We start from the raw sequence: 26449 nt of genomic DNA on the forward strand, positions 1-26449 counted from the left end.
TCTCACCTGTTCACCGAATAGCAGTCCACCTGCGGCTCGCTCGGCAACACACCCGAAACGCCAATGACGAAGCCGGGAGCATCGAGCAGTGACGCCCAATGCTCGCTTTTCTGGTCCAGTTCGAGGCACAGCCGATCGCCATCGTAAGGGATCTCGCGCGGCTGGGAATGGAGCGGTTTCAGCGGAATGCCGGGCAAACGCGATTTCCACAGGCCCTCGAACTGATCGGCCGAGCCGACAGTCGCCTGATTGACGAAGATCTTGCGCAGCGCGTCCTCCGACAGCTCCGAACCGACCCGGATGACGATCCGGCTGGCCACCAGCAGCTTCGGGTTGTCGATGCGGATTTTCCAGACATTGGTCGAATGCCGCATGACAGGCAGCGCACGCGATTTAGGCTCGATGTAACGCAGGCTGAGGATGAGCGAGCGCAGCGCATCCGCCAGCGCCGAATAGGCGGGGCCTGGCGCCATGTGATCGTAAGCGGGTAATTCGCCCAGGCGCCGCGCGCTCGATCCGTAGGTCGCCATCGAACCAGCGAGCCCGGCAAGTTCCAGGTAAAGCTCGGCCGGATGGAAGACATCCTGCGCCAGCATGTGGGCGAGCCGCGGACGCGCCGCATTGGCGAGATTGAGCATCAGCAGATCTTCGACGCTGCGCCCAGGCCCGCCCATGACCATCTTGCCATGCGCCTCGGCGATCTGCTCGAGGCCTGTGACAACTTCCAGAAGCAATTGCCGATACCAGGCCACCGCGCCGGTAATCAGTGTCGGCGGCAGGAAGGTCTCGTCCAGAGAGACGCCACCATCGGCTCGAACCCCCTTGAGGTCGGCTATCGGCAAGGCTGTGTAGCCACCGACCGACTTGCCGGGTGCAAGCAGCAGCGCCTGCGGACGGGCGATCTCGATTTCTTCAGGATCTGAACCGCCCTGGACGGCGTCACGCACCGAAACGACCCGCCCGTGATAGCGTGCTCCCGAGGCGGCCGCGTGTGCCGGATCGAAGCCGACACCGCCGGGAGGCTCCAGCGGCAAGGCGACCAGCACCGGCCCGGCGCCCGTGTCTGGGGTGACCAGCAGTGGTCGCGGCGCGTCCATCATGTCTGGAATGGAGAAAGGTGTCCCGTCCGGAAAGATGCCCCGTGCGGACAGGATCGAGATCTGGCCGGCCTCCAGCAATGCCTGATCCAGCGTCAGTTGCTGAAAGCCGAACGTATGCAACTGCCCGGCCTGCAACGCGCCGCGCACCGTCGCCTCGATAAAGCGATCCTGCTGCTGGAAATGCTGGGTCCGGAGAAACAGACCTTCGGACCACAACACTCTGTTTGCATCGCTCATGCCGCTACTCTCTGCATCGAGCTCCCCTTGCCCTGGCCGCTAAGCGGAAATGCCGCCGCTGCCAAGCGAGACGTTGACCGTAAATTGTGATCCCGCCGACACTGATTTGCTTGTGCGCCAGTTTCGGCCGCCGGGCTCGCGGATCAGTGCAACAAAGCCCAGCGCCGTCGCGTCCGGCTCGACCGTGATGGTCTTGGACGCGGTCTTTCCCGGCCCGACGGCGATCTGGTCGGATCCGATGAGGTCGCCTGCGAGTGCCGAACCGGCATCCCCCTGCAAGGCAAAGTAGTCGGCGGAATTGAATTTGCCGGTGCTGCGCAGCCGCATGACGAGGACCGTCACCGGCCGGTCGCCGCCGCCCGGTCCCGGGTTCATACCGGCCCCGCCGGTCAGTTTGACGGTGATCACCGATGGTTTCGGCGGCCCGCTCTGGCAAGCCGTAAGCAGCCCGGTTGCGCCCAGGGCGACAATGAATTCGCGTCGATCGATCATGTCTCACTCCTCCTCATATGCATCCCGAAAATCAGCGCCGATTTCGCCCAGAAAGCTTTTTTCCGCGCTCTCGGCGATTTCACGGTGGCGTTTCTGGTAAAGCTCCCACAGCTTGGCGCTGCGCCCGCCCGAAAGCAGCGTGCCGATCGCGGAATTCGATTTCAGCTCTTCCTCGATCGCTGTCGGGTCAAAACGGTCAATCATCCGCCGCAAGGCGCCCTGTACGCCGCGCCAGGCGCGCACGTGATGTTGGGCGAGGTCGCGAACCGCGTCGGCGATTGCCGCTTCGCCGGCGAGAAATCCGGGGCTGCGCTCGGCGAGAAGCGTGACGATGGCGTCGTCGACCGTCGGCAGAAACTTGAGCGGATTGACTTCGGAAGCCCCAACCATGGTCTGGGCGACGCGAGCGTTTCCCTTTTCCTCGGCCCGTTTGCGCAGAAGCTGCATCAGGCCTTCCATCATCAACCGATATTCGCGGCCAAACTTCTCCATTTCCGCAATGCTGTCGCGCTCGGGGAAATCGGCTTCCTCGACACCCATGCCATGCAGGAATGCGGAGCGGAGCGCCATGTCCCCCAGTTGCGGCGCTGCCGGCAGGCGGGCGGGTTTGGCAGCAGCACCTGCCCGCGCCGGAGGCGGGACGTCAGCCGCTTGCGCGGGCAAATCCCAGGGATTGGCGGATTGTGGTCGTTGGGCGATGCGCTCGCGCTGTCCGGCCGAGCCGGTGCCGTTTGCCGAACCGGGCGCCGCGGCCGATCCGAAACCAAAATCATCCTTGAAATTGGACGGCTTTCCATGAGCGGGTTCGGCTCCCCGGCTGGGAGACGGCACGGGGTCGAGGCCGAAGGGGTCCGCCTGGTTCGCCGCGCCGCCCGGTTCGCGGTAAGAGGCGGCATTTTTCGACACAGGCGTTGAAACCGGATCGAGGCTGAACGGGTCATCGAAACCAGGCGAACTGCGCTGGCCGGAGGTGGCACGCTCGAACGCGCCTGGAACCGGCCGTTCGAACGGGTCCGGCAAATCCGCCGGACGTGGCCGTCGCGGCTCTTCTTCGACCGTGGCGGAAAAGAAGTCGTCGTGGCCGATGCTCACCGGCGCCCGGGATGCCGGCGGCAGGCGTTCCGGAGCCGGCTGGCCGGCTGTGGGTGCTTGGGCGGTTGGCGTCTGCAGATCGACATAGACGACGTAGTCGCCCAGTCTTAGCCGCATACCGCTTTGAAGACGCGTCGACTTGCCGGCGCCGAGCGGGCTGTCAGAATCGTTTATGAACAATCCGCTGCTTGACGTATCGGTGACGAAATATCCATCTCGCCCACCCGAGATCCTGCAATGAGCTCGCGAAACGAACATGTCGGGATCGTCGATCTGCCAGCCTGCGTCCGCGCTGCGGCCGATCACCAGCTCGCCTTCGTCCAGCCGGGTGTGCCGTACGGCCTGGGTGCGTGGCCCTTGCTCCAGCGTCAGCAGCAGGCTCATGCCGCGACCCCCGCCATTTCCGGCTGCCATCCGACGATTGTGCGCAGCCGCAGATCGTCAGCATCGCCCCTTTCAACAGGCCGCGCAAGCCAGGCAGTTCGGCCGAGCTGTACCGCTCCGAGACGGGGCGGCGGCACGGCTTCCCGCGCAAGCACGATGCGCAGATCGACGTCGAGCGATTCCCCGACCATGTCGCGAACGGCTTGCTTGAACAGTTTGAACCGCTGGCCACCGGGCAGGAACGCCTTGAAGTCCTCGTACCCCAGCGGGCCGACACGGAGCTCGATTCGGCTTTGGCGGTTGAAAACGCGCGGGCCGATCGTCGCTCCTCGGCCAAGCCCTGCATAGGCTTTTGCAAGACGGGTCTGGAGCCCGGTTGGGATGGTTATCCAGGCGGCGATGAACTCCTTGATCTGAACCGGCACCTTGAACGCTTCCGCCAGGAACAGCGTCAGCCGTTCCGGGCCGTCGACCTGGCTGGCGAGCGAAGCCGCCTGGCGAAGCTTCACCGTATCGAGATCGGTGTTCTGGGTGCCCGGAAGTCCTATTCCCGCCATGGCTTCGAGCATGGCGCGAACGCGCCCGCCGACCGCGCGTTCGACCTGTACGGCCGGATGCGCATCCGCCCATGCCCGATAATACAGGGCGATCATGCGGTGCTGAAGAATGTTGACGAAGTCCACGAATGTCGTGTCGCTGGTTTGCTGGGCATCGGCGCCGGTGAACCAGCGCTGCGACAGACGATCGAGCACCCAGCGTGTCAGATGCAGCGGCAGGGGTCCTTCGGGTCCCATCAGGCCGAGATTTGCGACGGTGACCCTGGCCGGAGCCTTGTCCTTCGCGTCGTGGAATTCAACCACGTCCCTGGCCGAAAAGCTAAGACGCACATGCTGTCCGAGCCTTGCAGGCTCGCGCTCTGGCGAGCCGGAATAGCCGAACAGCCCGCCCCTCCGTTCGAGTCGGCGCAACAGTTCGAAGAAGTCGAACGTCCCGGACAGCGCCTCGGCATGGTTCGGGTCGACTGTGTCTAGATCAGGTAGCGATTGCCGGGCGTCATCGGCCATGGCACATCCTCCTGCTTCTGCAGCAGCCGCGTACGGGTTCGCACGAAGCCGTTTATTCCGGCATGCCGGGCAAACAGCCGTGCCAGCAGGGCCGAAAGCAGCAATGTGCTTTGCCCTGCCAGGACCGACTGGTCGACATGCAATGTTACTTCCGTGCCACGTCCAAAGCACATCGGGCCGTCGATCTGCAGCCGTTCGATGACCGACCGCGAGTCGATGCGAACGATCGAATGCACGTTGCGGGCAAGGCTCGGATCTCCCCGGTCGGCGTAAAGATCAAGCAGCGCATGCAGCGGATCGACGCCGCGGCCTTCCTTGGCAAGGCTGAGAAAATTAAGCGCCAGTTGCGCCACCAGCCGCCAGGCGAGATTGTCGGCGCGCGATTCGCCCGCCGCGCCCGAAGGCAGCGCCGCGGGGATGGCCGGGCGAGGCGGACGCAACGCGCCGAGAAGCCGCACCATTTCGACCGGGTCGCCGGCCTCCAGCGTCAAAGTGGGATTGTCATCGAGGATCGGCAGATCGCGGTTGGTGCAAAGCGCCACGATGTCGACACGCTTCAGCGACCGGTTCGCCTGGCTTTCCACCGGGCGTGAAACTGCCAGGAAAACATCGTCCCCTGCGTAGGAGGTGCGGGTCAGCCCGTCGCGCCGCTCGTCTTCCGTCGCGCGACGAGGACGCCGCTCGGTCGAGTAGACCCAGCCACTGCCACGATTCTGACCCAGGCTGAAGAGCTCCGGAATTTCGGCATCGCTGCCCCCGGTGTCGGCGTCCTCCACGCGGATGACCCGATAGATTTCGAAGTCACGCGCCCGCGTTCGGTCGGCATGCAGCACCTGGCGCGTCCTGCGCGGATCAAGCTCGATGACGTTGCACTCACGCTCGAAGAGATTGATGATCGGCGTTGCGAAAAGTTCGAAATCGGCCGGGGTCAAGTCGGCAAGCTCGGGCACTGGACGCCTGAACATGAAGATGATCTCGAGCCCGGCGGCGCATCGGCGCACGACGGGCTGCAGTCCGGAAACCCGCGCATAGTGAAAGCGCTCGGGCATCATGAAATATTCGCGCAGCAGACGGTACCCCTCGAATGTCGGACGGGTCCGAGGCATCAGGGCTTCGTCGTCGCTGATGCCGATCATTTCGGGTTCCGGCAAGGGCGATACGGGGTTGGTCTTGCCTTCCGCGCGTGCGCCAACGGCCGAACAAGCGCCGAAAATCGCGTCGAGAATCAAGGGTGCCTTGGTGCGCCCGGAAAAATAGAGATCAAGCTTGTCGAGCGACAATTCGTCGAGCCTGCCTTTTCCGGTTCGGGCCAGCACGATGCGGAGCGCCGCCTCGCCGGCCACACCGCCGATCGGCCCTATGCCGGCCGCCGCCAGCGCGCTGCGATCTTGAAAATAGCTTACCGAAGTCACCGCTATCGGCCACAGCGTGACGTCCTGGGCGGTGGTGAAGGTGCAGCGCGTCGAAAGGCCGGGCTGCAGGCCGGAGACCAGCCGGGTGTTGCGCTTGACGACATGGCCGGCAACCATCGTCTGGACCTGCTGGCCGGGTTTCAGCACCACCATAGCCGTTGCCGGCGCCGGCGTCACCAGATCGGGATAGAGGACATCCAGCACGCTGCGTGAAAACCGCGAGCGCTCGGCATCGACTTTCAGCCGGGTGCGCGCCGCGAGAAAAGCGACGCCGTCAAGCAACCGCTCGACATACGGATCCGGACACGGCACCGTGTCGAGCGAGAGATTGCGCGCCACCGCCGGATGCAGGTCGGCAAATTCCGCCGCCAGCGCACGGATATGGGTCAGTTCCTCCTCGTAATATTCTACGAAGACCCGATCCATCTCAGGCCTCCCTAAATTCGGTCCGCGCCAAGCCGTTGTCGAGATTGATCGTGGTGCGCAGGCGCATGCGTTCCGGCGTCGGCGTCATGATCAGCACCGCGTCAATCTCGATCTTCAAACCCACGCTCTTGTCGCCAAGCGTCACCGTGACCTTCGTCGTACTTTCCTTGAGGCGTGGCTCGAAGGTAGCAAGCACCGAGCGGATCTCGCGGGCGAGCGCCTCGCGATCAAAATCGCGGGAGGAACGGCCCGAAAAGGAGGGCACGCCGTAGTTGATCACGCTTCGGCGCACCTCCGGGAAATCAGCGAGCGACGGCGGGTTGTCCGCTGCCTGCTCGCTTTCGAGATCGGAAAGAAGCGGAACAGCCTCGAAACGCTCGGTGTTGAACAGGGCCTCGATATCGCGCCGCACGGCCTCCCGGAGCACGCGGGCCGACACGACCACGCCGCGGCTTTCCATCTCCACGCGATGCTGGATCTGAAAGGCCAGGCGGTGCAGGCGCCGCTTCTGATCGGCCGTCAGCTCCGCATCGGCATCGATGAGCCGCGCGCTGCCCGCAACCAGACCCTCCAGCCGGTCCGCGCCGAGTTCGTCCTGCAAGGCCTGGCGCAGCCCGTCTATCTCGGAGGTCATGCCCGGCAGGTCGTTTACGAGGCGGTCCCAGAGAGAGGGCTGGACCGCTTCGCGTTTTGCTCGCGAGCCAGCGGTAACCTGCAGCTTGTCCGCGTCGGGCCGCCGGCCCTCACTTGCCGACATAGACATCCATTTCGATTTCGTCATTGCCGTCATAGACGAACTTGATCTTCTTGTAGGCGAAGCTGACCTCTTCCTCGATCAGGTCTTCCTCATCCTCCGCCTGCGACAGGTCGTATTCCATGATCGAGGCGTCGGTGAGGGTGACGACCAGGTAATCATTCGTCTCGCCATCGATGGTCCGGCGAGCCGAGAACACCACTTCGTCCAGCGCCTTGTTCTCGAACAGTGCCTTCTTCAGATAGGGCGAGGACTTGTCGTAGTGCTTGGTGAACTTGATCATTCCCAAGGAGACACGGCCGCGGCGCGAGAGCGAATTCGGATCGTATGGCGCGACTATCTTGTAATCGACCCCATGGATTTCGATTTCGTCCTCGTGGCCATCACGAACGCTTGGGCCTTTGATATCCGGAACTTTTAGAAAGCCATCAATCTTCGTACCTGTGGGCATTGTCTTTCTCCACCGCTTTCAAAAAACCAAGATGGTGTTGCTGCAATTCAAGTCTTCACGGACGGTAGTTCCGAGACCAGTCGGAGCGAGGCATTGATGCCCTCGAGCTGGTAATGCGGACGCAAATAGAAGCGGGCGTTGTAATAGCCCGGCCGCCCCTCAACGCTGTCCACCTGAACCTCGGCCGCGGCAAGCGGGCGCTTGGCGCGCGCCTTGTCGTCGGCGAAGGCCGGGTTGGCCAGCACATATCGGTTGATCCATTCGGTCAGCCAGATCTGCATGTCGGAGCGCTCTTTGAACGAGCCGACCTTGTCGCGCGCAATGGCCTTGAGGTAATGCGCAAAGCGCGAGACCGGGAAGAGATAGGGCAGGTTGGCACTCAGCCGCTCATTGGACTGCGCGTCGGGGTCGACCAGCCGCCCCGCCCGCGTCTCGTCGTCCTGCAGTGAGTGTGCGCCGATGAAGGCCGCGAGATCGGTGTTCTTTCGATGCAGGATCGGCATCAGGCCTAGCTTGCCCAGTTCCGCTTCGCGCCGGTCGTCGATGGCGACTTCGGTCGGACATTTCATCGCGATCGACCCGTCATCGGTCGGGAAGCTGTGCACCGGCAGGTTGAGCACCGTGCCGCCATTCTCGACGCCGCGGATCTGCGTGCCCCAGCCATAGAGCTTGTGGCTGCGGTTTATGTTCACGCCCATAGGGAAGGCGGCGTTCATCCAGACATATTTGTTGTGATCGCCCTGCACCTCTTCCTCGAAGGTGAAGCCCTTTACCGGAACGGTATCCGTGCCGTATGGCAGCCGCGCCAGAACACGCGGCATGGTCAGGCCGATATAGCGAGCGTCCTCGCTCTCGCGCAGCGACTGCCACGAGGCATAGGCCGGGTTGGAGACGATCTGCTGGAGATCTTGCGGGTTCGGCAATTCCTGCCAGCTGTCCATGCGGAACAGGCGCGGCGAGGCGGCTGCGATAAACGGCGTGTGTGCTGAAGCACAGATGCCGGAGATGTTACGCAACAAACCGACGTCGCGCGGGTGGTTCGAGAATTCGTAGGCGCCAATCACACAGCCGATCGGCTCGCCGCCAAGCATCGAATACTCGTCCGTATAGACTTTCTTGAAGATCGGGCTCTGATCCCACATCTGGCCTTCGTAGTCTTCGAGCGTGTCGGCCAGTTGCTCCTTGGAGATGTTCATCACCCGGATCTTCAGCTTCTGATCCGTCTCGGTGTTGTTGATGAGATACCAGAGGCCGCGCCATGTGCCTTCCATCTCACGCACTTCGGGCGCGTGCAGGATCTCGTTGACCTGTGTCGTCAGCATCTTGTCGATGCCCGCAATCAGCGACTTGATCGACTTGATCGCATTGGAGGAGATGGTGGTGGTATCGGAACGGGACTGCGCCGCGAGTGCGAGATTGCGCACGAGTTGCTGCAGTTTCTCGCTGTCGTCCTTCTTGACCTTGAAATCCTTCTCGAGGAGCCCGCTGAATTCTCCAAGATCTATGGCTTCCGCCTCGGCGGCGACGGCGGCGGTCTTTTGCTGTTCGGCCATGATTTACTCCCCAACCTTGTCGTCGTCGGCCAGCGCCTGGCTGGCGATCTTGCCAAGAAGTGGTTCGTTGTTCAGAAGTTGCGCGATGCGTTTTTCGGCGTCGACGCGGCCATCCATGAAGCCAAGCAGCTCCTCGAGCTGGCGCCGCATCTTGAGGATCTCGGCCAGTTGCGGAACTTGCTCGGCAATCTTGTCCGGGGCGAAATCGCCCATTCTGGAAAATGTAAGATCGAGCGCCAGTTCCTCGTCCCGCTCGGCGCCCTCAGCCTGAGGCAGCGTATTCTTCACGCGGGCTTTCACTCGTGGTCCGAGCGCCTCCATGAATTTGGGGAAGCGGTTCGCGTCGGTCTCGACAAAGGAACGGTCCAGCACCGACTTTGACGCTTCCTTGGTCTGCGAAGCACCGGAAAGGTCGGCCATCACGCCCATGACAAACGGCAATTCGATCGTCGTCGGGCTACCGTAGGTTTCCACGTCGTAGGCGATCTGCACCCGCGGTGCGCGATTTCGTTCGATGACCTTCGCTTTGCTTTCGGCTGGCATGTGCTGTTACCTTTCATCCTTCTGAGCCGTCTTCTTGACATCGGGAACGCCGGCAAGGAGCCGGAATTCCTTCAGCCCCGAAGGCGCGAGATCTTCCATCAGTTCAACGAAATCCATGTGCACCATCCGGCGCACGCGCCGCGCTAGGTGCGGAATCGGGCTCGACGGTTCAGTGCGGTCATAAAAGGCGACGACGAGGTCGAGGCATTTCACCACGTCGTCGCGCGAGGAAATCCGGTCGGGAAGCCCCGTGCTCGAGTCCGCGTAGCTTGCCGCCCCTGCCATAGTATCGGCTCCGTGACCGGTTCGAGCAGGCGTTGCCGGTTCTGCCGGCGTGGGCGGCTCGGCCGCGCCATTCGCCAAGGCGCCGGCTGCCGAATTCCGTTCGAGGGTCGTCAGCAGACGCTGCAGAAACCGCTTCAATTCCGGAACAGGAGCGCCGCCGCCCTCGAGACGGGCGTTGAGAGCGGTCTCGACCGCATCAAGGGCTGCGATCGCTGCCCGGGCGTTGGCGACGAGCAAGACCATTTCTGCGTTGGCTTGATCCATCTGTGCCGCACATCCAGCACGCACCCGGTTCAACAATTGTCCGTGCGCACTGACCAGTGCGGCCTTTTCTGCCGCGTTCAATCCCGAGGCGGCTTCCTGGAGCATGACACGGTCGTCGAGCGCACACCTTTCCAGATCCTTGCCCTGGATCGGGCCGATCGCACGTGGCGCAAAGAACGTCATTTGCCGCAGGTTCGCCAACAACCCCTCCTGACCATTCTGGAGGTCGAGCAGCGCGTTGATACGGCGCAAGGCGGCATCGCGTGGCAAAGCGTTGGGCCGCAGTGCCGGATGCATTGTCTCCCAATGCTGGTCGAAGGTCTGCGCAATAAGGGCCAGCCCCTGCGCGAGCCCGGCCAGTCCTTCTTCATTGGCCAGCGCGCGCGTGACGACGACGAGCAGGCGCAGGTCCCGGCCATGCGCACGCAATTCCTCCGCCTTGGCGAGCACCGCGGGCCAGTCGACCGGAATGGTGCTTTGCGAGGCGGGTTTGTTCTGGCCGTCGTGGACGACCTTGATCTCGGGTTCCGTCAGGCGCTCCAGCTCATGAAAAGCCGGGTCGTTGCGCAAATCCTCCCCTGACGGATTTTCACCGTCGAGCGGAGCAAGCCAGAGTGCGACATCAATCACACCAACCCCCAGCGATCGGCCCTCAAACCGTACGTGACCCTACGGTATCACACGGTTGCACTTTACCACAATTCAAGCACTGCTCAAAAAATTAACGAAAGCTGACCAAGCCGCGTCTTGGGTGCTGGAACCCTTGGCCAGATTGCTGACCCTTATGTGAAATTACACCGAGGCGGACAATTGCGTGGTTGTTTGCATCTGATGGTGCGGCACTCTCCACAAGCGGAAGGGGCGCTGTTCATCACGCTTTGTCAAGTGACGGCTTATGTGGCAGGTTATCGACTGGCAGATTGCAGGAGCACGTTCGATGGAACAGCGCCGGTCATCGCAGACCTTCAAACGCAAGGAACTGGTCGGCAAGCTCAATCCTGTCGGTGTGCGCGCCTTCAAGGCTGCGGCCGACACCGCCAAACTGCGCGGCAATCCTTACGTCGAGCTCGTCCACTTCATCGAGCAACTGGTACTTTCCGACCGTTCGGATGTGCAAATGATAATCGCCGATGCGGGCCTTGATGCGAGCCGGCTCACCGCCGATATGACCCGCGCCGTCGACAAGCTGCCTTACGGCGCAACGTCGATCGAGGAATTTTCGGACCATATCTTCCATGCCATTCAGGAAGCCTGGAACCTGGCCACGCTGGAGTTCAGCGTCGAGGAAGTCCGCAGCGCCCACATTCTCCTTGCCTGCCTGAAGACGCCGGTCCTGGAAGGCCTGCTGTCGAAGATCAGCGGCGAGTTTGACAAGATCGACGCCGCCGCGGTCATCGCACGGTTTGCCGAGGTCGTGGAGGGCTCGCTCGAAGCCGGCGCCTCGACCACGGTCTCCACCGCAGAGGCGCCGCGGCGGCCTCCGGGTGGGGATTCGGCGCTGGCGAAATACGCCACCGACCTGACCCAGCGCGCCCGCGACGGCAAGATAGATCCGGTTGTCGGCCGCGATCCAGAGATCAGGCAGATCGTCGATATCCTGATGCGACGCCGGCAAAACAACCCGATCCTGACCGGTGAGGCCGGGGTCGGCAAGACCGCGGTCGTCGAGGGCTTTGCCTTGCGTATCGCTGCGGACGACGTGCCGCCGACACTGCGAGGGGTCAGTGTGCGCATGCTCGATGTCGGATTGATGCAGGCGGGTGCAAGCGTAAAGGGGGAGTTCGAAAAGCGGCTGAAGGCAGTCATCGATGAGGTGCAGTCTTCCGAAACGCCGGTCATCCTGTTCATCGATGAGGCTCACACCTTGATTGGCGCTGGCGGCGCGGCTGGAACAGGCGACGCGGCCAATCTGCTGAAGCCGGCGCTGGCGCGCGGCGAACTGCGCACGATCGCGGCAACGACCTGGGCCGAGTACAAGCAGCACATCGAGAAGGATCCGGCGCTGACCCGCCGTTTCCAGGTAGTCAAGATCGACGAGCCGTCCGAGGCGGTGGCCGTTCTCATGTTGCGCGGTATCGCCGGCGTTCTTGAACAGCACCACAAGGTGCAGATATTGGATGAGGCGATCGAGGCGGCGGTTGGTCTCTCGCATCGCTATATCCCGGCGCGGCAACTGCCTGACAAGGCGGTGAGCCTTCTCGACACCGCTTGCGCCCGTGTCGCCATATCGCAGCACGCCACGCCGGCGGAGGTCGAGGACATCATGCGCCGACGCCAGGCGCTGGAGGTCGAGCGCGGCATAATCGGTCGCGAGGCCGCGATCGGCATCGAGGTGAGCGACCGGCAGGCACGGGTCGACACCGGGTTAGCCGAAACCGAAGTCATGCTCGCCGCCGCACAGGAGCGTTGGGACGGGGAAAAGGCACTCGTTGCCGAAATACTCGAACTGCGCGCCAGGCTGCGCGGCGAAGGTGTGCCGCTCGATGCGGTGGAGACACCGGAGACCAATAGCGAAACAGCAGGCACGGACTCGGTTGAGACTCCGCTGCCCAAGGTCGAAACGCCCAAGACCAAAACGGCCAAAATCAATGTGGAGGCACCGGCGGCTGCCAATGCCCCTCCACCCGATCCGGCCGCCGATCTCACCCGGTTGCGCGAACTGATGGTCGAACTGGCCGAGGCGCAAGGCGAGACGCCGCTGATCCTGCCGTCGGTCGACCGCAACGCCGTGGCGGCGGTCGTTCAGGACTGGACCGGCATCCCGACGGGGCGGATGCTGTCGAGCCAGACCGAAAAAGCGCTGCGGCTGGCCAGCACTCTGTCCGAACGCGTGGTCGGCCAGGATCACGCCATGGAGATGATTGCCAAGCGTGTGCAGACCAGCCGCGCCGGGCTCGGCGCGCCGGAGAAGCCGGTGGGCGTGTTCCTGCTCTGCGGCCCCTCGGGCGTTGGCAAGACCGAAACCGCATTGGCCTTGGCCGAGACGCTCTACGGCGGCGAGCAGAACCTGATCTCGATCAACATGTCCGAGTTCCAGGAGGCGCACACGGTCTCTACCTTGAAGGGGGCGCCGCCCGGATATGTCGGCTACGGCAAGGGCGGCATCCTGACCGAGGCGGTCCGCCGCAAACCCTATTCGGTGATCCTGCTCGACGAGGTCGAGAAGGCGCATCCTGACGTGCACGAAATCTTCTTCCAGGTCTTCGACAAGGGGATGATGGACGACAGCGAGGGCCGGCGCATCGATTTCAAGAACACGCTGATCCTGCTCACCTCGAATGTCGGCTCCGAAGTCATCATGGATCGGACCAGGAATGGCACGCTGCGGGCAGGGCTCGACGATCTGGACACCGCGCTGCGCAGCCCGTTGCTGAAGGTCTTCCCTGCGGCCTTTCTTGGCCGGGTGGTGACCATTCCTTACTATCCGCTCTCGGATTCGATGATCGAAGCGATCACCCGTCACCAGTTTGCCAAGATCGCTCGCCGGCTGCGTGCGACCAACGACGCAGAATTGGTGATCGGCGATGGCGTCATGGACCTGGTCAAGGCCCGCTGCACCGAGATCGAATCCGGCGGGCGGATGATCGATGCCATCCTGACAAACACGCTGCTGCCGGAATTGAGCCGCGGCGTGCTGAACCGCTCGCTCGAGGGCGAAAGGATGACAAGGGTAACCGTCGGCGCCTCCAAGGAGGGCTTCACCTATTCCTTCGAGTAAGGAAAGTTGATGACGGTTTGCTTCGGCTTCTTCGTGCATAGGCAAGCTGAGCCGACTAGCCTGGGAGCGGCCGGTGGCGGTGAATTCGTATGACGCTATCGGCCCTATTCGGTCATTCTAGAGCATGGCACCCAACGTTCGCCGAGGTTAGCTAAAGTTTACTATTTGGCGTCACGGGAGCATGCGGAACGATACGGGAAGCTTTCTGATTTTGGCCCACGAAAAAGATAATGAAATCAACAACTTTAAGACGTCCTCCGGGCCCACCATAATTCACTTTTAAGTTTTTACTTCGTTTTGTTTTTGCGTTTGGACTCGAACTCTCTGGGTCTTTTACGGGATCCACCCAGGCACCAAGACGGCGCGGAAGACCTGATAGTAGATCAAAAGGTGACCGCGGCCCAAACCGAGTGCTCATGACCACGACACAATTGGGCCTCGTATGTGGCTGTTGTCTTGTTAATTTGGTATCGATAACATGTCTTACGTGAAGTTGATTCCAATGGGTGGTTCATGAGCGATGCCGGACGCCGCAGAGATCGTGTGCCCGAGCGTCCAGGGTTTCCCCTGGGCAGACCGCAGCCGGCCGGTGGAGCGGCATGATGGCCAAGGCAGCCGCATCAAGGCCTGGCGAAAGCCACACGCCGACGATGGTCGACGTGGCGCTGCGGGCAGGTGTGTCGACCATGACGGTGTCACGCGCCTTGAAGGAAGGCAGCCGAGTGTCCAAGGCCACTCGGGAGAAGATCATGGTCGCGGTCAACGACCTCGGCTACGTGCTCGACCAATCTGCTGGCAGCCTTTCCTCGCGCAAGACAGGATTTGTTGCTGCGATGGTTCCGTCGCTCAACAATTCCAACTTCGCTGACACGGCGCGCGGCATCACGGATGAACTGGAGAGCACGGGGCTCCAGCTTCTGCTCGGCTACACCGACTACACGGTCGAGAAGGAGGAAAAGCTGATCGAAGCGATGCTCCGTCGACGGCCGGAAGGCATCATTCTGACCGGCGGTGCCCATACGGAGCGCGCCCGCCGGCTACTGAAAGGCGCCGGCATCCCGGTAGTCGAAACCTGGGAGTTGCCGGCGAAACCCATCGACCAGGTTGTCGGATTCTCCAACGAAGAGGCGATGGGGCTTCTCGTCAAGACGCTGGCCAGGAAAGGCTACCGAAAATTCGGTTACATCGGTGGCACGACCTCGCGCGACACGCGCGGCAGCCAACGACGCGAAGGCTTCGTCCGAGCGATCGAGGAACTCGGCCTGCCGACCGGCCGGCTCGTCTCCTTCGGCGTGCCTCCGATCTCCATCGAACAAGGTGGCCAGGCGATTGTCAGCATGCTGGAACGCTGGCCGGACACCGAGGCCGTGCTCTGCGTTTCCGATCTCTCGGCCTTTGGTGCGCTGATGGAATGCAAGCGTCGTGGACTGCGGGTCCCGCAGGACATCGCCATTGCCGGTTTTGGCGACTATGAGGTTGCCGCCTTCTGCCATCCCGGCATCACCACCGTGAACGTGGACTGCTTTGGCATCGGGCGACAGGCTGCCCGCAGGCTTATCCAGATCATCCGCGGCGGCGAGAAGAAGCACGAACAGGAAATCATCCTGACCGGTTGTCGCGTCGTCGAGCGCGAAAGCACCTGAGCTCCTGCAGAAGATTCCAAGTGAAAGGCAGTTCCTATTGTGATGTTTCGAGAGACCATCAGCCTCACTCATAACGGTGCGTTGGCAGCTGTGGCTGCCGGAGTCGCACGCGCCGACATGATGGGCGTGCCGCAATGCCTTGTGGTAGTCGATGCAAGCGGCGAGACTCTCGCCAGCCTGCGTATGGACGGCGCACGGTTCCTGAGCCTGCGCACGGCGCAGGCAAAGGCGCGCACGGCGGCGTCGATCAACGCAGCCACCGGCGACATGGTGTTCGAAGCGGCACTCTCCGCCGGGATAGCCTCACAGGGCGCCGTGACCAATTTGCCTGGCGGCCTGCCGATCCGCTTCGGTGGCCGCCTGGCGGGCGGCATCGGTGTCGGTTCGGGAACCGGTGAGCAGGATTTCGACGTTGCACGCGCCGCGCTCACGGCGATCGGCGCCGACGTGGTCTAAGGCATGTGCCCCCGACGCAACCGAAAGAACTTCAGAACGCGATCTGGACCTTCATGGATTTGTTGCGGTCACCGGCGATCTCGAAGGCCGCAACCGCCTCGTCGAGGGGATAGATGCCGGTCAGCAGCGGTCTGACATCCACCCGGCGCTGGTTGATCAGATCGACGGCGAGTGCGAACTCTTCGTGGAAACGGAAAGTACCGCGCATCTCGATCTCCTTGGCGACGATGAGGTTCTGCGGGATCGACAGATCGCCGCCGAGACCGAGCTGCATGAGCACGCCGCGCGGCTTGAGCACATCGAGCCCAGCACGCACGGCGCGCTCGTTGCCGGAGGCCTCGAACATCACATCGAAACTACCCTTGTCGACATTATAGGCGGCTAGCTTTTCGCCATTGGTCGCGACATTAATCGTACGATCGGCGCCGATCTCCTCAGCCTTTGTCAGCACGCCCTCCATGACATCGGTGGCGACGATTTCGCGCGCGCCGTGGGCTCGCGCGGCAAGGATGCAAAGCGCGCCGATCGGCCCGCAGCCGGTGACCAGAATGCGTTTGCCGAGCAGCGAGCCGGCGCGGTTCATGGCATGTAGCGTAACCGCGAAGGGCTCCGCAAAAGCGGCTTCGTTGATGGAGACATGGTCGGCGACTTTGTGACATTGCCACGCCTCTGCGATCAGGCGCTGGCGGAACGCCCCTTGTATATGCGGCATCGGCATGGCGCTGCCGTAGAAGCGCATGTTGAGGCACTGGTTCTGCATGCTTTGCAAGCAATAGCGGCAGGCATTGCAGGGCCGGCTAGGCGAGATGGCGACGCGGTCGCCGATAGCGAGAGCGGAAACGCCACCGCCTATGGCTTTGACTGTACCGGCAACCTCGTGGCCAAGGATCATGGGCTCGCGAAGGCGGATCGCACCGAAGCCGCCATGGTTATAATAATGCAAGTCCGAACCGCAGATGCCACCGGCTTCGACCGCGATCTCGACCTGTCCGGCGCCAAGGGAGCCCGGGTCGGTCTCCTCGATCCGCAGGTCTTTTGCCGCGTGGATGACGATCGAGTTCATGATGGGATCCTCTCTCAGACGACCGGTGTCAGCAAAGTCTGTCCGCCGAAATGGGCGGCAAGATTGTCGCGGACGAGCTGACCCATGGCCTTTCGGGTCTCCACCGTGCCGCTGGCGTGGTGCGGTTGCAGCACGACATTGGAAAGCTTCAGGAAGCGCTCGTCGATCGTTGGCTCGTTCCAGAACACGTCTAGCCCGGCGCCCTTGATGGCACTGGATTCCAGGGCCGCGAGCAACGCGGTCTCGTCGACCGTGCTGCCGCGCGAAATGTTTATGACGATGCCGTCAGGTCCGAGTGCAGCCAGAACATCCGCATTGATGATGTGCTTCGTGCTGTCGCCGCCGGCGAGCGTCACGATCATGAATTCACTCTGTCGTGCCAGTTCGACCAGATCGCTAACGAAGGCGTAGGGCAATTCATCGCGCTTGCGCACGTCAAAATAGGCGACAGCGCAGTCGAAGGCGGCGGCGCGCCTGGCCACCGCCGCGCCGACGCGGCCCATGCCGACAATGCCCAGTCTTTTCCCGCAAACGCGCGTCACTAGCGGCATGTTGGCCTTGCGCCAGCTGCCATCGCGGACGTAGGTGTCGGCCAGCGGAATCTTGCGCGCCACTGCCAGCAGCAGCCCGACGCCGATATCGGCCACGTCCTCGGTCAGCACGTCAGGCGTGTTGGTGACGCGGATGCCGTTCGCCCTAGCGTAGGCCAGGTCGATGGCGTCGGTGCCGACGCCATAGCAGGAGACGATTTCAAGCTTCGGCAGTTTCGCCATCAGCACCGCACTTGCACCAAGCTCGCCGCGCGTTGCGATGCCACGAATCGCGCCGGCGTGGCTTGCGATCAGCGCGTCCTTGTCCTCCGCCTGCCAGAGCTTGTGAACGCGATATCTAGCCTCAAGGTCTCCCATATCCCAATCCGGATAAGGACCCGTCATCAATATGTCGGTCATGGCGTCGTCTCCTCAGCAAGTTCATTTTTCCCATTGACTATGTTATCGATAACATTCATGTCAATAGGCACTGGCGGCGGCGCGGTGGAAATCGTATCCGCTTCAGGGGACAGTCCTCAGGAGGAGCGCATGAGCAATTCGTTGTTCGATTTGACCGGCATGCGGGCGCTGGTCACCGGCTCGGGTCAGGGGATTGGCTTGGCGCTGGCAGAGGGGCTGGCGCAGCACGGCGCCGAAATCGTGCTGAACGGGCGCAACGCTGAAAAAGTCGCGGCCGCTGCCGATGCGCTGGTGGCCCGGGGATACAAGGCTCGCGTGGCGGTCTTCGACGTGACCGATCACGCTGCGGTCGTCAAAGGCGTCGCCAAGATCGAGGCGACGATCGGCGCCATCGACATTTTGATCAACAATGCCGGCATGCAGTTTCGTATGCCGCTCGAGGACTTCCCTGCGGACAAATGGGACGAGCTGCTGCGCACCAACATCTCCAGCGTGTTTTTCGTCGGGCAGGCGGTGGCGCGGCACATGATTGCGCGCAAGTGCGGCAAGATCATCAACATCGCCTCGGTACAAAGCGAGTTGGCCCGCACGAACATCGCGCCCTATACCGCCACGAAGGGCGCGGTGCGCAATCTAACGCGCGGCATGTGCGCCGACTGGGCCAAGCATGGCCTGCAGATCAATTCCATCGCGCCGGGCTATTTCAAGACGCCGCTCAACCAGGCGCTGGTCGACAATCCCGAATTTTCGACATGGCTGACCAACCGCACGCCGGCCGGACGCTGGGGCGATGTCGGCGAACTGATCGGCGCGGCGGTCTTCCTGGCCGGACCGGCCTCATCCTTTGTCAACGGACACACGCTCTATGTCGACGGCGGCATCACGACCTGTCTTTGAGCCCGCACTCATCGTCGTGATGGGTGTCAGCGGCTGCGGCAAGACCAGAATCGGAGTCGAGATTGCGGAGCGGCTCGGCCTCGCCTTCATCGAAGGCGACACGCTGCATCCGCCCGGCAATGTCGACAAGATGTCGGCCGGCATCCCGCTCGCCGACGACGATCGCTGGCCGTGGCTGGATCTGGTGGGTGCAACCTTGCGCCAGGCGAACGAGGAGGGCCGTGGGCTTGTCGTAAGCTGCTCAGCGCTGAAGGAATCCTACCGTGATCGGCTTCGCCATGCGGTGGGCGGGTCGGCGGTTTTCATATTCTTGGAGGGGTCGCGCGCGCTGCTGCAAGCCAGACTCGCCGAGCGCAGCGGCCATTTCTTTCCGCCGGCGCTGCTCGATAGCCAATTCGCTGCGCTGGAGAATCCGGATGGTGAGAAGCTGGTGGTCACGGTGGATATCAACGCTCCGGTCGACAACATAGTCGACGCGGCTTTGGAGGGGCTGGGCACTCTCAGTGTCGCACCCGCTGCCTGGACAAAGAGAGAGGCACGTTGACATGACAGAAGCAGCACAAATCACCGTTGTCGGCGCCGGCATCATGGGGTCGGCGATAGCCACCCGCCTGATCAAGGCAAAGCTGGCGGTCACCGTGTTCGATCTGGACAAGGCCAAGGTCGCCGCCCTGGTCGCGAAGGGCGCTGTCGCCGCCGCGTCGATTGCCGAGGCGACGCGCGCCAGCGACTTCGTCATCCTCAGCCTCAACCATACCGACATCGTGCGTGCCGTGGTGTTTGGCGATAGCGGTGTCGCGGCGGCGGCGTCGCCCGAAAAACTGCTGATCGACATGTCGTCGATCGACCCCGCCGATACCAAACAAATGGCGAAGAAATTGGTGGCCGAGACCGGCATGAAATGGCTCGACTGCCCGCTTTCGGGCGGGGTTCCCGGCGCGCTGGCAGGCCGGCTGACCGTCATGGCGGGCGGCGAGGCGGCAGACTTTGAACACGCGCGTACGGTGATGCGGCATCTCTGCGCCAACTACACGCTGATGGGGCCGAGCGGGGCAGGGCAGACCACTAAGCTGATCAACCAGCTTTTCTGTGCGGTGCTGTTCCAGGCCGTCGCCGAAGCCGTGAAGCTCGCCGAAGCCGGCGGCGTCGATCCGAGGGCAATTCCAGCTGCGCTGAAAGGAGGGCGCGCCGATTCCAGCATCATGCAGGAGTTCATGGCGAAATTCGCCACGCGCGATTTCTCGCCTACCGGGCGCATCGACAACATGCTGAAGGATCTGGATTCGCTCCAGGCCTTCGCGCTGAAGACCAAGACGCCGATGCCGATGACCGGGCAGGTGGTCGAGATCCACCGCCTGCTTTGCGCCGCAGGCCTCGGACCGAAGGATTCGGCCGAGATGATGCGTCTGCTCGACGGCAAGACCAGCTAAGCGACGAGGCCTGATTTGTCGCTTGACGCTCAGAAATGTTATCGATAACATCATTTTTGCGATCTTGGGAGGAACGCTTGTGTCTGAGGAAAAATTGATCGAGTTCAAGTCGATTACCAAGGAATTCGGCGGCACCCGCGCGCTCTCCGACGTGTCGCTCGGTCTGCACAAGGGCGAGATCCTGGCGCTGCTTGGTGAAAACGGTGCTGGCAAGTCGACACTGATCAAGACGCTCGCCGGCATTTACCGGCCGGATGGCGGCCAAATCCTGTTTCGCGGTGAGCCCTATCATCGCCGCCCGCCGCTCCCGAACCAACGCCAGTCCGTCGCCTTCATTCACCAGGATCTCGGTCTTATCGAATGGATGACAGTTGGCGAAAACGTCGGGTTGGCCCAAGGCTTTTCGCTCCGCTCGGGGATCATCGACTGGCGATCGACCGAGGCGAGGGCGCATGAGGCGCTCAAGCTGGTCGGCTGTGATTTCGATCCGACGACACGTGTTCAGGATCTGACGCGCACCGAAAAGTCGCTGGTCGCCATCGCCCGCGCCCTGGCCACCGAGGCCGATGTGCTGGTGCTCGACGAGCCGACAGCCAGTCTTCCCGCTGACGAGGTCGAGCGGCTGTTCGACGCTATCCGTCCGCTCAAGCAACGCGGCGTCGGCATGATCTACGTCTCGCATCGACTTGACGAGATCTTCCGCATCGCCGACCGGGTCGCCGTGCTGCGCGACGGCAAGCTGGTCGGCCAGAAAAGGGTCGCCGATACCAGCCCGGACGAACTTGTCGAGATGATCGTTGGTCGCCCGGTGGACCAGGTTTTCAGCAAGGCTCAGACGCAGGCCGGCGAAACGGTGTGCACGGTCCGTGACCTGGTCTGCGCCGGCGCCGGCCCTGTCTCTTTCGACGTGCGCAAGGGTGAACTGCTCGGCCTAGTCGGCCTGCGCGGCGCCGGGCAGGAACTGGTTGGTCGCACGCTGTTCGGGTGTCAGGTTTTTTCCGGCTCGGTGACGATCAATGGCGTTGTGCCCGACCTGTCGAGCCCGATCGCGGCGATGTCGGCCGGCGTCGGCCTTATCGCACGCGACCGGACCGAGGAATCAATCGCTGGCTCCTTGTCAATCCGTGAGAACAGTTTCCTCAATCCCGGCGCCGGCAAGCGTGGGCTTTTCCACTTCCTGTCGCCTTTCAAGGAAGCGGCGCTCGCACAGGCGATCGGCAGTTCCGTCGGGTTGCGCCCCAACGACCCGAGCCTGCCGATCGAAGCCCTGTCCGGCGGCAACCAGCAGAAAGTGATCGTCGGTCGCTGGCTGCACACCGCCCGAAAGCTGCTGATCGCCGAAGACCCCACCGCCGGCGTCGACGTCGGCGCCAAGGCCGAGATCTACCGGCTGATCGGCCGCGCACTTGAAGCCGGCCTCGCCGTCGTCGTGGTGTCGACCGACTTCGAGGAGATCGCCCATATCTGCCATCGCGCCTTGGTGTTTTCGCGTGGACAGATCGTGCGCGAACTCACTGGCGACGACCTCACCACATCCGCCGTCATCACCGCGGCATCGGCTTCCGAAGCCGCCTGATTTTTCTGGGAGCGAACCTTATGCAATCAATCGAATCCAGCGCACTCGAACCGACCCGTGGCGAAATGGCAGGCTTGTCGTTGGGGCAGAAAATCATCCGCCTACTGCCGGTCTACGGGCTGGTGATCCTGACCGCGCTGCTGATCCTTCTGTTTTCGCTCCTGCTGCCAAACACCTTTCCGACCCTGCTCAATTTGCGCTCGATCATCTCCGACAAGGCAATCATCGCGCTGTTGTCGCTGGCGGCAATGATCCCGATGGCGTCTGGCCGCATCGACCTCACTGTCGGCTACGGCATCGTGCTGTGGCACATCCTCGCCATCAGTCTGCAGACCATGTTCGGCGTTCCCTGGCCGCTGGCGGTGATCATCGTGTTGCTTCTCGGCGCTGCGACCGGCTTCCTCAACGGACTGCTGGTCGAAGTTGCCCGCATCGACTCTTTCATCGCCACGCTGGGCACCGGCACCGTGCTCTATGCGCTGGCGCTTTGGCACACCGGCGGCCGGCAAGTGGTCGGCGTGCTGCCCAACGGCTTTTACGCTCTCAATGGCACGATGGTGTTCGGGCTGCCCATCACCGGACTCTATGTGCTGGCGATCGCCGCAGCACTGTGGATCATCCTCGAATATCTGCCGATCGGCCGCTACGTGTATGCCATCGGCGCCAATCCGAAGGCTGCGGCGCTGAACGGCATTCCGGTGCGCCGCTTCGTCATCGGCGCCTTCATCTCCTCGGGCTTCCTGACGGCGCTGACAGGTGTGCTGCTCGCTTCCAAGCTGCGCATCGGCCAAGCCAGCGTCGGGCTGGAGTATCTTCTGCCGGCGCTCGTCGGCGCCTTTCTCGGCTCGACCACGATCAAGCCAGGGCGTGTCAATGTCTGGGGCACGATGACCGGCGTCGTCATCTTGGCGGTCGGCATTTCCGGCATCCAGCAGTTCGGCGGCTCGTTCTTCGTCGAACCGCTGTTCAACGGCGTGACGCTGCTCGTCGCCATCGGCATTGCCGGTTACGCCCAACGCAAGCGCGGTGCGGCACATAGGGCCAGGACCAAGACCGCAACGCAGCCCTCGAAGTGACCAGCCGAACCCATCCGGGAATAATGGAATGAGCGACTACGAAATTCTGGACGAACGGTTCCGAAAGCTGACGATCGGGCATGCCAAGCTCGAACGGTTATGGACCGGAAGCCGCTGGGCGGAAGGACCGGTCTATGTTCCGGCGGCAAGGCATCTGCTGTGGTCGGATATCCCGAACGACCGGTTGCTGCGTTACGACGAAACCGATGGCTCAGTCAGTGTCTTCGAAACCCATTGCAACAACCAGAACGGCCACACGCTCGATCGCGAGGGCCGCGTCGTCGCTTGCGAGCATCGCGGTCGACGGATCTCCCGGCTTGAGCATGATGGGCAATGGCAGTCGCTTGTCGAAGTCATCGACGGCAAGCGGTTCAATTCACCGAACGATGTGGTGGTCAAATCCGATGGGACGATCTGGTTCACCGACCCGGTCTACGGCATCGACAGCCACTATGAAGGCATGATTGCCCGACCGGAGATCGGCGGGTCCCATGTCTACCGGTTCGACGAAACAGCCGGCGAGGTGGGTGTCGTCATCACCGATCTGGTGCAGCCGAACGGGCTGGCCTTTTCGCCAGACGAGACCATCCTCTACGTATCGGATACCGGCGCAAGCCATGTCCAGGGCCTGCCGCGTGCGATCAAGGCCTATGATGTTGCCGAAGACGGCTACTCGCTACGCCCGCGTGGCACCTTGGCCGGATGCGAGGCAGGTTTCTTCGACGGGTTCCGCGTCGATCGCGACGGCAACATCTGGGCCTCCAGCGCCGATGCGGTTCGGGTCTACGCGCCGGATGGGACGCTGATCGGGCGTATCCTGGTTCCCGAAATCGTCTCCAATTTGTGCTTCGGGGGTCCGAAGCGCAACCGCCTCTACATCACTGCCCAGACGTCGCTTTATTCCATCTATGTCAACGCGCACCCAGCCGGTTTGGCCCCGGTGGCTGGGCAAATCAGCCAGTGACCTGGCGCCCATGCAAAACCCTGCGGAAGTCGAGTTCCGGAAGGCCAATTTTTGAAACCAAGGGAGGTACCAACGTGCAACGCAGAACATTTTTAAAATCATCCGTCGCTTTGATGGCCATCACAATCGCCAACCCGGCCCTGTTCGCCGGCCAAGCACGGGCAGATGCAATGGCCGACGCCACGGTGGTCGTCGAAAAATATGCCCAGAAGGTCACGGCCTGGGACGGCCCGACCAGCGGTCCGAAGGCGCAGCCGGGCAAGACCATCGTCGTGCTCGCCGGCGATCTCAAGAACGGAGGCATTCTGGGTGTCACCACCGGCGTCGAGGAAGCGGCAAAGGCGATCGGTTGGGAGGTCAAGGTGATCGACGGCGCTGGCTCCATCGGTGGCCGCACCGCCGCCTTCGGCCAGGCGATGGCGCTGAAGCCGAATGGCATCGTCATCAACGGTTTCGACGCCATCGAGCAGGCGCCGGCGCTGGAACAGGCAAAGGCCGCCGGCATACCGCTGGTTTCCTGGCATGCCGGGCCGGTAATCGGGCCTGACGAAAAAAGCGGCGTCTTCGCCAACGTCTCGACCGACGCCATGCAGGTCTCCACGGCAGCGGCCGACTGGGCCTATGCCGACGCCAAGGGCAAACCCGGCGTCGTCATCTTCACCGACTCGACCTACGCGATCGCCATCGCCAAGGCCGACAAGATGAAGGCCGAGATCGAGCGGCTGGGCGGCAAGGTGCTCGAATATGTCGACACGCCGATCGCCGAGACCTCGCAACGCATGCCGCAGCTCACCACCTCGCTGCTGCAGAAATACGGCGATGCCTGGACGCATTCGCTGGCGATCAACGACCTCTATTTCGACTTCATGGGACCGTCATTGGCCGCGGCCGGCAAGGCCGGCACCGACGCGCCGATCAATGTCGCCGCCGGCGACGGGTCGGAATCGGCCTATCAGCGCATTCGCGCTGGCCAGTTCCAGAAGGTGACGGTCGCCGAACCGCTCAACTTGCAGGGCTGGCAACTGGTCGACGAGCTGAACCGCGCCATCGCCGGTGAAAAATGGTCTGGCTATTTGTCGCCGCTGCACGTGGTGACGGCCGACAATGTCGAGTTCGACGGCGGCCCGAAGAACGCGTTCGACCCTGACAATGGCTACCAGGACGCATACAGGAAGATCTGGGGCAAGTAGGCTTCCACCAGAGCGGGTGCATCACGCGACGCGCCCGCTCTGCCGGCCCCTCGTACGCAAAACATAAGGACCTATCGCCATGATCATCCGCTATGCCCTCTTCGAAGGTGAGATTCACGTTGGACGCGAGAGCGAGTTCCGGCGCTTCGTCAGGGAGCGGCTGGTGCCGCTTTGGACGCAGTTTCCCGGAGCCGAGGAGGTGCGCGTTCTCGACGGCACGGCGCGCGACGAAGGTGCGCCCAGCTACGCGATGGCGCTCGCCATTCGCTATCCCGACATGGACACCTGCAACCGGGCGCTCCAATCCGACGTAAGATTTCAAAGTAGGGACATCACCGGTGAATTACTGAAGATGTTCACCGGCCGTGTGCATCACCATGTTTTCGAGGCAAATGAGTACGCAACGGTCTGATTGGGTTCTTGATAGGCAACGCTCTTAATTGCTGTGATCGGCGAATGCCGGTATCGGTTGCGTGTCCATGATTTGAACCTGCGGATAAGACGTCGCCCATTGGCCGCGGAACCATTCGGAACGATGCGGAAAGATCTCTGATTTTTGCACACGAAAAAGTTAGTAAATCAACGTTCTCGCCACGTTCTTTGGGCTCACCATTATCGTTGTTTATCAATAAGTTATCGTGTTTTATTTGCCGCGGTTAGCCAAATCAGGTTGGCGAATCTCCGTCGATCTCGTTGAATTCATTGATTTATGATGGGCTCCCGAGGACTGCCGATCAAACTGCCTTACAACACGGGGCGGCGCGAAAGGAATCGAACTGCCCGCAATGCGCTCGTTCCATCCGTTTCGGGCGGGTGCAGTCCTTCGGCGCGATAGCGGGCTAACTCTCAGCAAATATGTGCGCCGTGCTCCCGGGCTGACCGAGCCTCCAGACACGGGCTATGCAGCGACGCATCTCGTCAGCGGTGGCGCCGCCTCGGAATTCGGCGAGGCGTACAGCCTTGGCTTCCAGTTCCTGTTTCGAAAGGGTGTTGCCGGGATCTCCCTTGGGCTCGTCGACGCGGGCATTGAATTTGCGGCCGTCAACCGTCGTGACGCTCACCTTGCCGACCCACTGCTTGGGATAAAGGGTGTCGATCTCGGCGTCGAGTTCCATCCGCACCTTCGCGCGGAAACGGGCGACGCGGGTGTCGGCAAGTGCATGGTGTTCGAAAGCATCGAGGTCAGCGACGCCGTGAACGGCGATCAGCCCCAAAACCGTGCCCATGGAGAACTTCGCCTGGTGGACGGTTTGCGGAGTGACCACCGCGCCCAGGACATCGATGGCTCCCTGATGGACATGGGTCACCACGTCGGTGATGTCGTCCGGACCGAGCCCTTCGCGGCGCATGAGAGACTGCAGCGCGTCGGCGGCCGGATGAGTGTGCCGGCAGGCTGCGTGCCATTTGAAGGAGGTCTCCTCGGTTGCCC

General features: G+C 62.4%; 23 protein-coding genes and 1 pseudogene. 11 read left to right on the top strand and 13 right to left on the bottom strand.

The window, feature by feature from the left end; all coding sequences use genetic code 11:
* Window positions 1-2: 2 nt before the first annotated feature.
* Genes tssK through tssA form a run of 10 tightly spaced genes read right to left on the bottom strand, consistent with a single transcriptional unit; the run spans window position 3 to window position 10687 of the window.
* The gene (gene tssK / locus EOB49_RS04050; RefSeq protein ID WP_127380215.1) at window positions 3-1337 is read right to left on the bottom strand and encodes a type VI secretion system baseplate subunit TssK; all 1335 of its coding nucleotides are present in this window, start codon (window positions 1335-1337) and stop codon (window positions 3-5) included.
* A gap of 39 nt (window positions 1338-1376) precedes the next feature.
* Window positions 1377-1829 (bottom strand): type VI secretion system lipoprotein TssJ, encoded by a 453-nt coding sequence (gene tssJ / locus EOB49_RS04055; RefSeq protein WP_127318091.1) that lies wholly within the window; start codon window positions 1827-1829, stop codon window positions 1377-1379.
* A gap of 3 nt (window positions 1830-1832) precedes the next feature.
* Window positions 1833-3305, bottom strand: a complete 1473-nt coding sequence (tagH, locus tag EOB49_RS04060) for a type VI secretion system-associated FHA domain protein TagH (RefSeq protein WP_127380216.1) — start codon at window positions 3303-3305, stop codon at window positions 1833-1835.
* Window positions 3302-4369 carry a type VI secretion system baseplate subunit TssG gene (gene tssG, locus EOB49_RS04065; protein ID WP_127380217.1) on the bottom strand — a complete coding sequence of 356 codons (1068 nt, stop codon included), beginning with the start codon at window positions 4367-4369 and terminating at the stop codon, window positions 3302-3304. The genes tagH and tssG overlap by 4 nt, the downstream gene beginning before the upstream one ends.
* A complete protein-coding gene (gene tssF / locus EOB49_RS04070; RefSeq protein WP_127380218.1) occupies window positions 4333-6207 on the bottom strand; it encodes a type VI secretion system baseplate subunit TssF in 1875 nt (624 codons plus the stop codon). Before tssF ends, tssG begins: the two co-directional genes overlap by 37 nt.
* A gap of 1 nt (window position 6208) precedes the next feature.
* On the bottom strand, window positions 6209-6964 hold the full coding sequence (tssE, locus tag EOB49_RS04075) for a type VI secretion system baseplate subunit TssE (protein WP_023809143.1): 756 nt from the start codon (window positions 6962-6964) through the stop codon (window positions 6209-6211).
* Window positions 6951-7412, bottom strand: coding sequence for a type VI secretion system tube protein TssD (tssD, locus tag EOB49_RS04080; protein ID WP_027035516.1), 462 nt, complete (start codon window positions 7410-7412; stop codon window positions 6951-6953). The genes tssE and tssD overlap by 14 nt, the downstream gene beginning before the upstream one ends.
* Before the next feature lie 47 nt (window positions 7413-7459).
* Window positions 7460-8965 (bottom strand): type VI secretion system contractile sheath large subunit, encoded by a 1506-nt coding sequence (gene tssC / locus EOB49_RS04085; RefSeq protein WP_127380219.1) that lies wholly within the window; start codon window positions 8963-8965, stop codon window positions 7460-7462.
* A gap of 3 nt (window positions 8966-8968) precedes the next feature.
* Window positions 8969-9508 (bottom strand): type VI secretion system contractile sheath small subunit, encoded by a 540-nt coding sequence (tssB, locus tag EOB49_RS04090; protein WP_027035514.1) that lies wholly within the window; start codon window positions 9506-9508, stop codon window positions 8969-8971.
* Window positions 9509-9514: 6 nt separating this feature from the next.
* Complete coding sequence (gene tssA, locus EOB49_RS04095) at window positions 9515-10687, bottom strand: type VI secretion system protein TssA (protein ID WP_127380220.1); 1173 nt, start codon at window positions 10685-10687, stop codon at window positions 9515-9517.
* Between the two features lie 307 nt (window positions 10688-10994).
* On the opposite strand from tssA, the gene tssH reads away from it, so the two are divergent.
* The 3 genes from tssH (at window position 10995) to EOB49_RS04110 (ending at window position 15874) form a co-directional block, all read left to right on the top strand.
* Window positions 10995-13775, top strand: coding sequence for a type VI secretion system ATPase TssH (gene tssH, locus EOB49_RS04100; protein ID WP_127380221.1), 2781 nt, complete (start codon window positions 10995-10997; stop codon window positions 13773-13775).
* A 599-nt stretch (window positions 13776-14374) separates the two neighbouring features.
* Window positions 14375-15418 carry a LacI family DNA-binding transcriptional regulator gene (locus tag EOB49_RS04105; RefSeq protein ID WP_127321851.1) on the top strand — a complete coding sequence of 348 codons (1044 nt, stop codon included), beginning with the start codon at window positions 14375-14377 and terminating at the stop codon, window positions 15416-15418.
* Window positions 15419-15454: 36 nt separating this feature from the next.
* Window positions 15455-15874 (top strand): heme-binding protein, encoded by a 420-nt coding sequence (locus EOB49_RS04110; RefSeq protein ID WP_127321852.1) that lies wholly within the window; start codon window positions 15455-15457, stop codon window positions 15872-15874.
* A 31-nt stretch (window positions 15875-15905) separates the two neighbouring features.
* Here the strand turns inward: EOB49_RS04110 and EOB49_RS04115 are convergent, their stop codons facing one another.
* Together EOB49_RS04115 and EOB49_RS04120 are read right to left on the bottom strand one after the other, a co-directional pair.
* Complete coding sequence (locus tag EOB49_RS04115) at window positions 15906-16937, bottom strand: L-idonate 5-dehydrogenase (protein ID WP_127321853.1); 1032 nt, start codon at window positions 16935-16937, stop codon at window positions 15906-15908.
* Window positions 16938-16951: 14 nt separating this feature from the next.
* Window positions 16952-17887 (bottom strand): 2-hydroxyacid dehydrogenase, encoded by a 936-nt coding sequence (locus EOB49_RS04120; RefSeq protein WP_127380222.1) that lies wholly within the window; start codon window positions 17885-17887, stop codon window positions 16952-16954.
* Between the two features lie 129 nt (window positions 17888-18016).
* Between EOB49_RS04120 and EOB49_RS04125 the strand changes: the two genes are divergently transcribed.
* The 8 genes from EOB49_RS04125 (at window position 18017) to EOB49_RS04160 (ending at window position 25432) form a co-directional block, all read left to right on the top strand.
* Window positions 18017-18784: an SDR family oxidoreductase gene (locus EOB49_RS04125; protein ID WP_127323172.1), complete on the top strand. Its 768-nt coding sequence runs from the start codon at window positions 18017-18019 to the stop codon at window positions 18782-18784.
* A complete protein-coding gene (locus EOB49_RS04130; RefSeq protein ID WP_245463607.1) occupies window positions 18753-19328 on the top strand; it encodes a gluconokinase in 576 nt (191 codons plus the stop codon). Before EOB49_RS04125 ends, EOB49_RS04130 begins: the two co-directional genes overlap by 32 nt.
* Before the next feature lies 1 nt (window position 19329).
* The gene (locus EOB49_RS04135) at window positions 19330-20214 is read left to right on the top strand and encodes an NAD(P)-dependent oxidoreductase (protein ID WP_127323217.1); all 885 of its coding nucleotides are present in this window, start codon (window positions 19330-19332) and stop codon (window positions 20212-20214) included.
* Between the two features lie 79 nt (window positions 20215-20293).
* Window positions 20294-21790 carry a sugar ABC transporter ATP-binding protein gene (locus EOB49_RS04140; protein WP_127380223.1) on the top strand — a complete coding sequence of 499 codons (1497 nt, stop codon included), beginning with the start codon at window positions 20294-20296 and terminating at the stop codon, window positions 21788-21790.
* Between the two features lie 20 nt (window positions 21791-21810).
* Entirely contained in the window at window positions 21811-22866 is a 1056-nt protein-coding gene (locus EOB49_RS04145; RefSeq protein ID WP_127318295.1) for an ABC transporter permease, read from the top strand.
* Between the two features lie 28 nt (window positions 22867-22894).
* On the top strand, window positions 22895-23830 hold the full coding sequence (locus EOB49_RS04150) for an SMP-30/gluconolactonase/LRE family protein (protein ID WP_127318293.1): 936 nt from the start codon (window positions 22895-22897) through the stop codon (window positions 23828-23830).
* A 74-nt stretch (window positions 23831-23904) separates the two neighbouring features.
* Window positions 23905-25020 (top strand): substrate-binding domain-containing protein, encoded by a 1116-nt coding sequence (locus tag EOB49_RS04155; RefSeq protein ID WP_127318291.1) that lies wholly within the window; start codon window positions 23905-23907, stop codon window positions 25018-25020.
* 79 nt (window positions 25021-25099) lie between these two features.
* On the top strand, window positions 25100-25432 hold the full coding sequence (locus EOB49_RS04160; RefSeq protein ID WP_127318289.1) for a hypothetical protein: 333 nt from the start codon (window positions 25100-25102) through the stop codon (window positions 25430-25432).
* 427 nt (window positions 25433-25859) lie between these two features.
* Here EOB49_RS04160 and EOB49_RS37345 read toward each other — a convergent pair.
* A pseudogene (locus EOB49_RS37345) lies at window positions 25860-26449 on the bottom strand (MmgE/PrpD family protein); the annotation flags it as partial.

The sequence above is a fragment of the Mesorhizobium sp. M7A.F.Ca.MR.148.00.0.0 genome, from assembly GCF_003997735.1.
GTDB lineage: Bacteria > Pseudomonadota > Alphaproteobacteria > Rhizobiales > Rhizobiaceae > Mesorhizobium.